At 33.8% G+C, this 13,096-nt stretch carries 9 protein-coding genes and 2 pseudogenes; 7 read left to right on the top strand and 4 right to left on the bottom strand.

Annotated features, from left to right (window positions below; translation table 11 throughout):
- Positions 1–73: 73 nt before the first annotated feature.
- Positions 74–175: pseudogene (locus H6F32_RS20690) on the bottom strand (IS200/IS605 family transposase); the annotation flags it as partial.
- Positions 176–177: 2 nt separating this feature from the next.
- Here H6F32_RS20690 and H6F32_RS20685 point away from each other — a divergent pair.
- Positions 178–511: pseudogene (locus H6F32_RS20685) on the top strand (phosphoadenosine phosphosulfate reductase family protein); the annotation flags it as partial.
- Positions 512–811: 300 nt separating this feature from the next.
- Here H6F32_RS20685 and H6F32_RS17750 read toward each other — a convergent pair.
- Together H6F32_RS17750 and H6F32_RS17745 are read right to left on the bottom strand one after the other, a co-directional pair.
- The gene (locus H6F32_RS17750) at positions 812–3,031 is read right to left on the bottom strand and encodes a bifunctional serine/threonine-protein kinase/ABC transporter substrate-binding protein (protein ID WP_190370626.1); all 2,220 of its coding nucleotides are present in this window, start codon (positions 3,029–3,031) and stop codon (positions 812–814) included.
- Positions 3,032–3,153: 122 nt separating this feature from the next.
- Entirely contained in the window at positions 3,154–3,585 is a 432-nt protein-coding gene (locus H6F32_RS17745; protein ID WP_190370625.1) for a hypothetical protein, read from the bottom strand.
- Between the two features lie 275 nt (positions 3,586–3,860).
- On the opposite strand from H6F32_RS17745, the gene H6F32_RS17740 reads away from it, so the two are divergent.
- From H6F32_RS17740 to H6F32_RS17715, 6 genes are all read left to right on the top strand, one after another.
- Positions 3,861–5,375: an iron uptake porin gene (locus H6F32_RS17740; RefSeq protein WP_190370624.1), complete on the top strand. Its 1,515-nt coding sequence runs from the start codon at positions 3,861–3,863 to the stop codon at positions 5,373–5,375.
- Between the two features lie 258 nt (positions 5,376–5,633).
- Positions 5,634–6,131: a hypothetical protein gene (locus H6F32_RS17735; RefSeq protein WP_190370623.1), complete on the top strand. Its 498-nt coding sequence runs from the start codon at positions 5,634–5,636 to the stop codon at positions 6,129–6,131.
- 130 nt (positions 6,132–6,261) lie between these two features.
- Positions 6,262–7,554, top strand: a complete 1,293-nt coding sequence (locus tag H6F32_RS17730) for a hypothetical protein (RefSeq protein WP_190370622.1) — start codon at positions 6,262–6,264, stop codon at positions 7,552–7,554.
- Positions 7,555–7,598: 44 nt separating this feature from the next.
- Positions 7,599–8,855 carry a DUF1822 family protein gene (locus H6F32_RS17725; RefSeq protein WP_190370621.1) on the top strand — a complete coding sequence of 419 codons (1,257 nt, stop codon included), beginning with the start codon at positions 7,599–7,601 and terminating at the stop codon, positions 8,853–8,855.
- Between the two features lie 78 nt (positions 8,856–8,933).
- A complete protein-coding gene (locus tag H6F32_RS17720) occupies positions 8,934–9,428 on the top strand; it encodes a hypothetical protein (protein WP_190370620.1) in 495 nt (164 codons plus the stop codon).
- 241 nt (positions 9,429–9,669) lie between these two features.
- Positions 9,670–12,069 (top strand): CHAT domain-containing protein, encoded by a 2,400-nt coding sequence (locus tag H6F32_RS17715; RefSeq protein WP_190370619.1) that lies wholly within the window; start codon positions 9,670–9,672, stop codon positions 12,067–12,069.
- A 556-nt stretch (positions 12,070–12,625) separates the two neighbouring features.
- Here the strand turns inward: H6F32_RS17715 and H6F32_RS17710 are convergent.
- On the bottom strand, positions 12,626–12,892 hold the full coding sequence (locus tag H6F32_RS17710; protein ID WP_242031172.1) for a DUF4351 domain-containing protein: 267 nt from the start codon (positions 12,890–12,892) through the stop codon (positions 12,626–12,628).
- Between the last annotated feature and the right edge of the window lie 204 nt (positions 12,893–13,096).

Here is a 13,096-nt window from a genome sequence, read left to right as displayed (position 1 = left end):
GACCAAAAATCTGGGATACAAGCCCCGTCCTTGACGGCTTTTCTTGATTTTTAATATACTCCTTTAATATTTCTCATGGCGCACCACCTACAGAAATGGCAAAATGGCTTGGAGTCCATAATGCTTGTTTATGGGGTTTTTTATAGCCAGCTTGCCCATATTTACGACTAGATACGCGTACAAAATATTCCCACAGGACTAGTACAAACCAGCGCTTTTAATGTGGATGATATCATTTTAACCGATATTCTTTGCAAAACTTTGGGTACAGCCATCCCAGTAATTTTTTTAGATACTCTTTATCAGTTTAAATAAACTTTAGAACTAGTCGGTAAAGTTGTAGAGATATACGGACTTTATTTAAGAAAATATAAAAATATTGATTTAGATACAAGAGAAGCCTTTGCTGCTAAATTTGGTGAAGCACTTTGGGATACTGATATTCCATGAAATCACCAAAATTGAACCTTTACAATGCGGTTTAGATGAACTGAATACCGTACTTTATCTACATTCGTTTGCGTTCATATGCGTTCAATTCTGACAAATGTTACGGGATTTGCTATAATAATATATCTTCCGCACCCTCAACTATCACAATCGGTTTTTACCATTTCTTATGATAACATGAGGTTGTATTGTATACTAATTATCAAAAAATTAACGGAGGTAGGATGCCAGCAAGGCATAATTTATATCCAAAAATCAAGAGAAAATTAAGTTATAATACCATGTGACACCCCAGGGTGCGGAATGTGGGATAATAAGTGTCGTGCTACATCCTGTATAGAATTATTAACTTCTGATATTGCTACTTGAGCTTAACCGGATCAAATGTACATACATCCGAATTAGCAGTAACGGTTACAAGTTCCACTGAGTTAATGCGATCGCCCTGAGGATCAAACTTCACTACTTCTTCGTCACCACTTGAGGCAGAAAAATCTGGATTTGACATGGTTTCTTGAAGGCTTTGACGGGTGGGGTTAGGAGTATTTTTTAATGCTACAATAATTGCTGATAATGCGTCGTAGCTCATTTTACTACGCCAACTAACTTCCGCTTTAAACAAGTTACTTGCAGTTTTTACATAAGGTGAATTGAGATGATTTTTGATATTCCAAGGTACTGCTAAAATTATTCCTTGGGAATCACTACACCCTATACTTAAGATTGGATCGTTAACATACAGTGAATTTCCTCCGATCAAGAGAAGTCTTTTATTATTTGCTTGCATTACTTGTAATGCTTTATCCAACGTAGAAGAATCAGCTGCTAACATTATTACGTCAGATGCAGCAGTTTTTGCTTGTCGAACCATCACTCCGGCTTTAAAATTTGGATCGGAAAAATCAGCTTCATAAGCTATTCTTCCTTTCTCAATCATATATTCATTTATCAATGATTGTCGGAGAGATTTACTATAATCATTTTGGGAATTATAGAAGATAGCTAGGGATTTTTTCTGTAATTTTTGACTAACATACCTAGCGAGTGTACCGCCAGCAATAGCATCATTTAGTACAGTTCTTTTAATATATTCGCCTTTACCTGTAAGGTTAGTAGAAGTCGCAGTGGGAGAAATCATTAAGATTTTTGCTTTTTGGTAGACCTCACTTGCAGCAATAGAATTATCACTACTTAAATGCCCAATAACTCCCAGTATATCTTGATTATTAACAACTGCTTGGGCTATTTTTTTGACTGTATTTTTGTCTTTCGCGTCATCAACAAAAATTACCTTAATAGGAAGCCCATTAATACCACCTTTTGTATTAACTTCCCATTGTGCTTGCGCTAAACCCCTAATCATTTCTTCAGCTTTATCTAAATCATCACTAATTGGGGCAACAACAGCAATTTTAATAGACTTCTTTGAGCCAATTTTAGCATTTTCTAACACAATTAGAGCTTGGCTATTGCGAGGATTTTTTTGACGATATTGTTCTAATTGTGAAATAGCTAAAGAAAATTGCTGAGAGTTGATTAATTCGTTAATTTCTATTTGTTCTCGTGTCATGTTTTTGTATAAAAAGCCAGTTGTCATTTTGGCTGACGGAAATATGAGTGGCATTAATTTAATAACTCCAATCAATAATCCCACTACAAAGCAGAGTGTTAGCCATGAAAAATGGTTTTTCCATCGCTTATTTTTTAGTGAAGAAGATGAAGAAGAGGATCTTATATGAGTAATAGTCTGTTGTGTTGTTATATATGATGAAGATGATAATAATTTTAATGCTGCGAATACTTCTTGAGCCGTTTGATACCGTGCATTTGGTTCAACTTGCAGCATTTTTATTAAAATTGTTTGAAGTTCAGGACTAATTGTTATTTTTGACCACTTCCACTCATTAGTATGAATATCAAATAATTCCTCTGGTGGTTTACCTGTCAATAATACTAAAGCTGTCACAGCTAATGAATACAAATCGCTGCTATATTGAGGATTTCCATTCTCTACTTCAGGAGGTGAGTAGCCAGCTTTCAAAATTCTTGTTGGTACTAAACCTGGGTTTAATTGGTTTACTGGCCATGTACTACATCCAAAGTCAATCAGAACTGGTTTTTTGTGTTGACGATACATCAAATTATCAAGAGAAATGTCTCGATGGATTATTCCTTGGGAGTGAACATATATTAAAATTTTAACAACATCTAATAAAAATTGTATGACTTGTAATTCGGTAAATTTTTCTTTTCTTTCAAAAACACATTCATGATAGGTTTCTCCTTCAATATACTGTTGAACCAACAATAAATTTTGATTATTCAAGTTAAATGTCTCAACTAATTTAGGAATTTGATTGTGATGTAACCGACGAAGGATTTCAACTTCTCTTTGAAACAATTTCTGCGCTTTTTCGACTTTTTGAGTATCTGGATATTGGCAGGAAAATTGTTTAATAATAACAAATTCCTGTGAATTTTTATCTTTGGCTAAGTAGGTATTAGCTATGCTTCCTGTTCTTTTTAGTTCAATGATTTGGTAATTTTCGATAAAACTGCCATCACTAAATCTAGTTATCATTACTTTTCTCCATGTGATTAATAAAAGCATAACGCTTTAATGAATAATTAAAAATCTGGATTTTTAATTACCTGGAATTACAAAACCCAGATTTTTCAACCATTTATGGCCCATAAAAATTGCTACTTTGTGTAGATAGCAATAGATTTACCATCACTTAATGTTCCAATGCATCCAATTCCTTCCGTACTTGCTGCACAGTCGAGATATCCTTCAAACCGATTGACAATTTTATTGTTTCTTTGCCATGCTAAGTCTGTAATAGAAAAAGATTGGTCGTTGACAATTTTCTCAGCTGCATTCACATCCATAATCAAGATGAAGCAATTGCTTCTATAATCGCAAAACTGAATATTGCCATTACCATCGCTAAAGAAACCCATCACTAAATAGTTACAATAGTAAACTTCTCCTTCTAATGCTATTGTGCAAACATCTGGATAGAAAGTTTCCGCTCTCAAAAAAGGTCTTGCCCGTTCTGCTAATGCTATTTGCGGATTGAAGATAGATAGGCTTGTTCCTGCTAAAAGGATGCTTAAAAATTTTTTCAGCATATATACACACCTTGGTAGTAATATTTTGTGGTTTATATAGTTATTGTGTAAACTAGATTTTTTTATGCAATATTCAGGAAAATATTTGAGTAATTTTTTCAAAAAACATCATTTGCATATTTTCAGGCTTCGAGTCTCAATGCTTAATTTAGTAGAGGGGTCTAATTAAATCAGGCAATACTTAAATACTTACTTGACAATTCGTGTATACTGTTTAATTAACTACTTCTACTTAATAAATTACACGGAAGATAGTAATTCAAGAAGTAGTAGGAATGATGTTCAAAAAAATTCGTCTGTTTTTCGCAGCAATGATAATTTTGATCTTGCCAAGTCCTATTTTAGCTCAAGAGACTTTAGGTTTAGATGCTTCTGATTCTCTTGGTCAAATCACCAATGTTAACCAGCTAGAGGACGTGCAGCCAAGTGATTGGGCTTATCAAGCATTGGCGAGTTTGGTGGAACGTTATGGTTGTATTGCTGGATATCCTGATGGGACATTTCGCGGTAATCGAGCTTTAACTCGTTACGAATTTGCAGCAGCTTTGGATACTTGTTTACAGCAAGTACAACAATTGATTGATTCTGGAACAGCTAACCTAGCTACAAAGGAAGACTTAGAAACCTTACGTCGTTTAAATCAAGAATTTCAAGCAGAATTAAAAACCCTTGGCGCAAGAGTTGCCAAATTAGAGGAAAGAACTGATGTTTTAGAAAATAATCAGTTTTCCACCACGACTAAGTTAACAGGAGAAGCCATTTTTGCCCCAATTTTTACTGATAAAGGGGAAGCAACTCTAAGCGATCGCGTCCGACTTAATTTTAAGACCAGCTTTACAGGGAAAGATTTGCTCAAGATTCGTTTCCAAGCCAATAATGTTCCCAATTTATCAGCGGTGACTGGTACTGATATGAGTCGGACATCTTTTGATGCTGGAAACAACAATAATGTTTCACTCAATGAAGTCTACTACAGATGGAGCGATGGCAAAAAAAGTCAATTCTGGATAGGTACAGTAGGTTTAGATATTGATGACATTTTCATCACAGGCAATCCCAATTTAAACTCTAGTGGCCCAGGAACAGTGACGCGATTTAATCGTTATAATCCTTCTACCCATAGAGGACCTGAAGGTGCAGGGGTAGGACTTCAATATAAATTGAGCGATCAAGCTGATTTAATAGCCCTTTACGTCACCGATTCAATTCAGACGAGCAATCCCAATCAAGGCTTTTTTAATAGCAATTTTAGTACAGGTTTACAACTAAATTACAAGCCTACTAAAAATCTAAATTTTGGTGTGGCCTATTTGCACACCTACTATAATCAAGGCTCAGTGAACCTTGTTAGTAGTACCGGAAGTCCTATTGGTAAAGATCCCTTTCAAGGAAAAGCCGCAGCCAGTCAAGACGGCTTTGGTTTAAACGCAGACTTGAAAATTAATGAGAAATTCCAAGCTGGCGGTTGGATAGGTTACTCTCAAGCAAATGCACAGGGAATAGACTCTCAAGCTGAACTATGGAACTGGAATGCTCACTTTTCTGTGCTTGATGTTGGTAAAGAAGGGGCTATTCTGTCATTAGCAGGAGGTCAGCTACCACGTGCTGGCTACGTCAAAGGTTTTCCATCTGATAAGGATACTTCTTATCTGGTGGAATTACAGTACAAATATCCTGTTAACAAAAATATCACTATTACTCCTGCCTTGTATGCCGTTTTCAATCCCAATCATAACAACAGCAACGATCCCGTATATATAGGAATAGTTCGTACCACCTTTAGTTTTTAACTATTTTTAACTGTTTTTAACTAACTTATCCTCAATTAGTCAATGTAGCCTTTGAGCTAATCAATACACATTTAGGAATTACGCAAAATTGGACTCAAAACCTGATTATTCCCTAGGGGTAATTCATGAATTACCCCTACTTTCGTTATGTTTTGGGTAAGTTCTGACATTATAAGAAGAAAAAATAATTAGCTCATGCTGCATATTTTTTGAATCATCAATCAATTATCTAATAGATAACCATTGAGGATAATACCCGTGAGACTGCAAAAAAATCTAGGAAATATTGCTTTATTTATTGCTGCTGGGATATTTACTTTTTCTCCACCAGTTATAGCCAAAACTCCTGAAACTCAACCTCATCAAACTCCCGTCCACCACAGTCTTATTGCTCAATCTGATTTAACCAGACCAAATGAGCCATTTGACTTATCCTGGGTTATACAATGGAGTGTTAGCAGCATCGTCCACCGTAGTATTTTAAAAATAGACGGCTATTCAGGAGTTTCCATGACTACCTATTGGAATCCTGAGACTAAAAAAAACGAATGTGTAACTCAGGATGTTGAACTTTATGATTCTCCAGATGGGCTAATCATTTATAGCTATAATCCTCGCTATTGCTTCACAAACACTGCAAACAACACTTATGCGGCCGATAATTTTATCATTGCCCAAGATGGTAATGATTTACAAGCTTTTGTGGTAGACGATAGAGGTGTAAAAGCTGCGGTAAGAATTGAAACTCTCAAATGAATTAATTATAGGGGGGATAAAACCCCCATAAACTAGCTTGAATTGCAACTAATTAAGGGAAATAATAGTATATAGTATATACTATTACTTGTCTGTGACTTAAGAAAATTTAAAAAAGGGTAATCTAGTTATGGATAATCGTCGTTTAATTTTTCGTTTAATCTTAATTTGTGCTTTTCCGGTCAAGCCATATCTAGTTTTATATTTGAATATTGTTTTTATTTTAATAAAGAACTTTAGAATAGAACTGTATCACTGGTTATGTCAGCGTTGCCAAATAACCGTAAATAAATTTCTTTCAAGAATGCCAGATGATTTTAGAAACCAGCATCAAGATACTTTACTAATATCTGCTCAGAATTTTTTATCTTGTTCCTCAACAGAATTTGCACCAGAACTATTTATTCAAGATTTTGACTTTAGTAGATATACTTTTGATGAAAGTTCTGCTCAGATTCAATTTCGGATTTTTACTGGCTATGTTGACCGTAAAATTAAATACCAGATTTTTGTTATTCTAAGAGAACTTGTAGGAGATACTACCATAGGCCATAGCAATGTAGGACTAGCTGCTAGAACAACAAGTAAAAGAGTACAATCATCCTTAGAAAGAGCAGGATATAATCATGAAAATACAGAACAATATATGTTTTTTTTTAACAGATTTAAAGAAGTAAGAACCAGTGAAATATTACCTTCGCACCTTGCTATCAGTCAATGGAAGGAAGATAATTATCAACTAGTTGCTGATAGATATAATGAAATAAAACCAGAAACTTGGGAATCTATTAATGGCGCAAAATCCAAAATAATGTTAGAAAAAATTGGACAAGCAATAAGAGATTATGAAAGATCACCTATAGCTAGTCATACTGTAAGTATAGATGCTCATGGCGTTGAAAGTACAGTAATTAGTCCAGAATATGATTCTTGTTTATTATTAGATTTATGCGATTTTATTCGTAATTTATTACGTAGACTAGATGGCAGAAGTAACCCAGAAATAAATAGACGAATAATCTTTGCAATCTTAAATCATGGGTTGGACATCAATCAAGTTGAGATTGCTGAACGATACATAACAAGGCAGTATATCGTTTCCCGCCAATTGAATAGATTATATGACAAAATAGCAAAGGGGTATTTTCCATCTTGCGGTACCGAACCATCATCTGAACAATTAAACTTGTTTATACAGCTTTTGAAGAATAGAGCAGTAAATGGTCAACAGTTGAGAATTCCAATTTTAAAGAGAATTTTTGTTGATGAATTTGAGCAGATTTTTAGTGCATATATTGTTACCTCACACACAACAATCAACATGAAGACAGATATTATGATCTCAAAAGTTCAGGATCAATATAACATTAACTTAGATGAGGTTGCTAGAAACTATCTATCCCAGTGGATAAGAACAAAATAGAGATTAATTTGAGTACATCAAAATCACAAAAAGGAGATATAACCATGAATATCAGTTTCAATCAAATCAACAATCAAGAGGAAGTAGTTATGCTGAATATAGAAGAACTAAAAAACTTTTACCTAGAGCATCTGTGGATTAAAATTAGTGAGCAAGATAAAAAAGAAGCCGAAGGTAATACTCGTTATTATGCCAATCCAACAAGGCGTAATTACGCTTATTTTAATTATCTTTGTCACAAATTATTCAGAAAATGGCTTAAAGAATATCAAGAAATAGAATCTAATAATCAACTTTTTCCTAGTGAGAATGACTTGGCAAGAATTTGGCAATTTATTAATGGTTCAGTTGTCAATATTTGTGGCAAACGTTTGATTTTAATACCAAGTGATGCCACAGATTTAGAAGGTTTTGAAGTTCAGAAAGAATGGGTAGATGTTCCTAATTTAGCAGGAGATTATTACTTACCTGTGCGAGTAGATTTAGAAACAAATTATCTACATATTTGGGGTTTTATCTCTCGTAAAAATTTGCAAAGAAGAGCCGATTATGATGAATTTGAAAAGCTCTATATTGTGGATGCCAATGATGTAATTGATGATTTAGAAACTCTCTGGATAGCTTTAGAATTGTCTGAGGAAAAAGGTAGTGTTCAACATTTGTCTAGTTTAAAAGAATCTGAAGCACAAGCATTAATTCAAGAATACAAGAAATACATGAAAACCTCGCCTTATTCTCCTCGTTTGTATTCTCCTGGTTTAAAATGTGGTTTAAAATGGGATTTTGAACAATGGTGTGCCTTGTTAAATAATCAACAATGGTTACAACAATTAACTCAAGAAGATAATATCATGATTGATTTGGGAAAATGGTTAAATTCTCAATTTGATCAAGCTATAGAATTAGGATGGAAGTTAACAAGTGATTTGATCAGAAAACCACCACAATTGGTTACTTTATCTACTAATGTTATCAAGTCGTTTAAACGGGCTAAATTGGTTAATTTCTATATTGGATCACAACAAGAATCTGTTATTCTAGTATTAGAAATTGAAGTCCAGAATAACAATAAATATCAAGTCTTAATCCAGGTTCATCCTAGTAATGGTAATCCCTATTTACCTATTAACCTAAGTCTCACTGCAATAGATTTACAGTCTGGGGAAAGTCTACAGAAAATAACATCAGGGCGAGATAATTTGTTCATTCAACTAAGTCCTTTGTTGTGTGATCGAGGTGACAAATTTAGAGTAGAGCTAAGTTTAGAAGGACAGAGCATGAGTGATAATTTTTGTATCTGAGGATTGTCAATGGTTTCAAAATTGGTTAAAATTGTTTCGCTATTCTCATATAAATAATCAAATAAAACCTGATAAATTATGCCCTCTACCACCCCCTCTGCCACCCTTGGATTTCGAACACATCCTGCGGATAAAGCTACTTACATAGTGTATGGTAAATGGAAAAAAGATCATAAGGAGCCTGGAGAATCTCAGGGAAATTTTTTGCCATCAGCAGATAGCGTATTTACTACTTATAAGGAGTGGAGAAATTATTATAATGACGTGATACTAAATCCTTTGATCAGTGTTGCTCCTACTCCTGTTCGTCACAATATAACGAAACAGGAGTTACAACAGGGGTTAAAATTACGCAATGACTCATTAAAAAAAAGCATTAATAGTTGGTTACAGTCTTCACCTTTATTTATTGATAATATAGAAACAAGAATGCTTGCTTATTTTGAGCAAAACGATTCTATTCTAGTAAGAGTTGAGACAGATGACCCTCGATTAATAAAATATATGCGTTTAGATATGTGGAAATTCTTCGATAAATTTAAAAATGCTGAAATAGTATATAATACCATTTAATAAATCATACATCTCCAAAAAAGATTGTAGAGACGTTCCATGGAACGTCTCTACAATGGTTTTACAGCAGTTTCCGTGATGATGAGGTACAGATGTTAATGATCAAACCCTTGTAACACAGGCATCTTGCTGTGTTGATAGTGTAAGTGTACCTCATGTAGATGGAATGTGCTGTAAATTAACTACATTGACACCAGTTTCTGGTATTATGAGGTATGGATGTTGAGAAGTTGATTTATTTATGAGAATATTAGGTATTTTTGCAGAGACAGACGGTCTCGATTTGAATAGGCATAAACAGGCACTGAGAAAATTAAGCGCTAATGCAACTATTGTATCAAATATATCAAATGAAACATTACTACAGAAAATTAAAAGACTGGTAATTTCAGAAGTATTGAGTTTGGATTATGAACCACCTAAACCAGAACCACTAACAACACAGAAGATTATAGATACATTATCAGATGATAAAGGATGGTCAGCGATATTAGTAGCTGGACATGGTAGAACTATTGAAGCAGATGATTTCACGGGTTTAATAACAATTAGTGAACATGAGGAAATGGATATTGATAAGCTAAAAAATGCGTTAAATATAGCTAGTAATAATGGATTACAATTACTTATTTTTAACTGCTGTGATGGTACTGGTTTAGCAAAAAAAGCCTTGGAATTTGGTGTACCTAGAGTAATTGTATTTAGAGAAATTGTGCCAAATGAAGTTGCAGCAAATTTTCTTGAACGCTTTATTGAACAATTTAAGAAAACAAAAAAATTATCTTCAGCTTTACGAAATGCTAAAAGACAATTAGATCCTTCCTATCCGCCTCCTATATTCTTTCAGAAAGATAAGATTCCTGAACTAACCTGGGAAATGTTGGATAAACCTTCTTTATTCGACAAAATTCGGGAGAAGATCAAAAAATGGGGATTATTTTTCTTAGTCGTGTTTTTCCTTGCGCTTGGCCTTAGATCAATTGTTCCACCTACTATTAAAATACAAACTCCACCTACTATAGATTTAGTAAAAAAATTACCTCAAGCAATACAAACTTTTTGCTACTCAAAAGCTGATAGCATAGTTAATGCTTTTTTGTCTTGTGGGGAAAAATCTATATTCGATAGTCCTGTGTTAAATGGCGATTTTGTGACCAAAAAACGCCAGGGGATGGAAGCTTTTGGTAAAGGAGATTTTGATAATGCAGAAAAGTATTTACAAGAAACATTAACGGCAATAGAAACGACAAAAGAAACGACAAAAGCAAAACTTACCTCATCCTCAACGTTGAAAATGTTGAATGATGTAAGAGTCGAAACATCTATATTTTTAGAGAATGCTAAAATACTTCAAAAAGTTAGCTCCAAACCTGATGAAATCAAAAATATACTTCTTATTGCTGTTGCTCTTCCAGGACTTGATCCAGAAGAAGGATATTATGCAACAAGTAGATACACTATTCAAGCAATAAGTTATCTTCAAAAAACGCATAATGAAACTAATTCCAAAAAAGTCTTAATTTTACTGGCTAATGACACAAATAATGCGGGAGATGGTAACAAGAAAGATAATGATAATATTGTGGATGTTTTTAACGTGGCTGAAGAGATAAAAAACAGAAACCCATACGCTATCATAGGTCACTACGGTTCAAGAATTACATATTATGCAATGCTCCGATATAATGCCAGTAATCCCAAGAATATTCCTGTAATTACTTTTTCATCATCAGCTACAGAAGGTTTTAATGTACGTGAATCATTGAAAATAGATGAATCATTATCATTGAAAAACAAACCAAATCTTTATCAAATTATTTCAACAAATGAGGGAATGGCTAAGAAGCTAAAAAGTTATTTTAAAAACAAAAGCATTGAAACAGAAAAACTATTTGTTTTTTATAGAGATGGAACATTATATTCCACTTCTTTTGTAAAGGAATTAGGATATAATCCATCTAAATTGAATAGATTAGGAAAAAAACTAGAAGAAAAACAAGAAATAGATAAGGATTTGGATAATATTAACAATGATCCAAAAAACAAAGCTATTTTTTTATGCCCTGATGCTTTTACTCAATCTCCAGGAGAAGAAATTGAAATTAACAATACCAAAAGAATACTACAATTACAACAACAACCTAAATATCCAAATCTTTTAGTAGGTGCTTGTAATGTTGTCAATGCTTATGAGGATGCAAGTAAAGCTAAAAATCTTGTGATTGTAGTGCCTTGGTCAAAGGAATCTGATACAAGCAAGCAATACTTTCTTCGTAGGGAGGGAGAAAAAAAGGAAATTATACTTAACGAGATGCTATCCAAAGAATATTCACAAGGTCAGCAACTTGACAAACGTGAGCAACATGAACAGTCTATGCGAATGGCTTTAGCCTATGATTCTTTGTATGTTACGATAGAGGCTTTATCTAAATTGAATAATCTGCCCTTAAAACCTGGTGAATATACTCAAGTTCATAAAGAATTAGTTTCTAACACATTTTACGGAATTACAGGAGAAATAAAATTTCAAGGGAATAACAATGCTAGTAAGCAAAGAGGAGATACTTCTGCCTTGTTAATGCCTTGTTTTGGACCAGAGTGTTCTTTTAAAGTTCTTCCTGATCCTTCCAACAATAGATAACATTTAAGAAAATGAAGAGCGATCGCTTTTCTTTTGTTATGTGGAATGGAAAGCGATCGCCGTCATTATGATTAATAATTGTTAGGTCAGTTTATAATTACAGTAATGAACAGTAGATGTTTCATCATCAAACTCATCAGAGTGTTCTTTTAAAGTTCTTCCTGATCCTTCCAACAATAGATAACATTTAAGAAAATGAAGAGCGATCGCTTTTCTTTTATTATGTGGAATGGAAAGCGATCGCCGTCATTATGATTAATAATTGTTAGGTCAGTTTATAATTACAGTAATGAACAGTAGATGATTAACCAAGATATTAAATTTCACCTAAATCATTGATACAGCAGATTTGAGGTAAATGAGGTACACTATCAACAGGCAAGATGCCTGTGTTACAAGGGTTTTATCATTAACATCTGTACCTCATAATAACGGAAACTGCTGTAAAAGATGCTCTCCAGGAAATGATTATTGCCTATCGTCAACAAAATAAAGAAATTCCCACATAATTTCAGGGTTTAGCACTGCTAAACCCCTACAATACTCCTACAATAAATTAATCTTGCAGTTGATTTAACCAAACCTGTACATCTAGTAAATTAGTAAAATCTAACAACGCTTCAGCAAGATTTTCTAAGTTAGTCAAAGATAACTTAGTAATCTTATTTTTTACTTCCTCTGGTAATTCTCCAAACCGTCTAGTTAACTGTCGCATAACTAAATTTAAAGCACTTTCTTTGATTCCTTCTTGTCTTCCTTCTTGTCTTCCTTCTTGTTTAATTTCTTGATAAGCGCGACTTCTTTCTAATGATATTCCTAGCATAACTTGAACCTCCTGTAAAGTCAGATTTTCAAACTTGTAGATCATTATTGTAGTAATCATTTCTAATATCATCTGCTATATAAAACCTAGACAAAACTAGACTTTACTTTCTACTTCAATGGGAGCATGGGAGCGGTTATCCCTCAGTAGACTTACACGCCTTAGCCAGACGCGATAAATTAATTGCGGCATTTAGATCCCTAT

The organism is Anabaena sp. FACHB-1237, assembly GCF_014696225.1.
Lineage (GTDB): Bacteria > Cyanobacteriota > Cyanobacteriia > Cyanobacteriales > Nostocaceae > FACHB-1237.
This window is presented reverse-complemented; position numbering and strand designations above follow the sequence as displayed.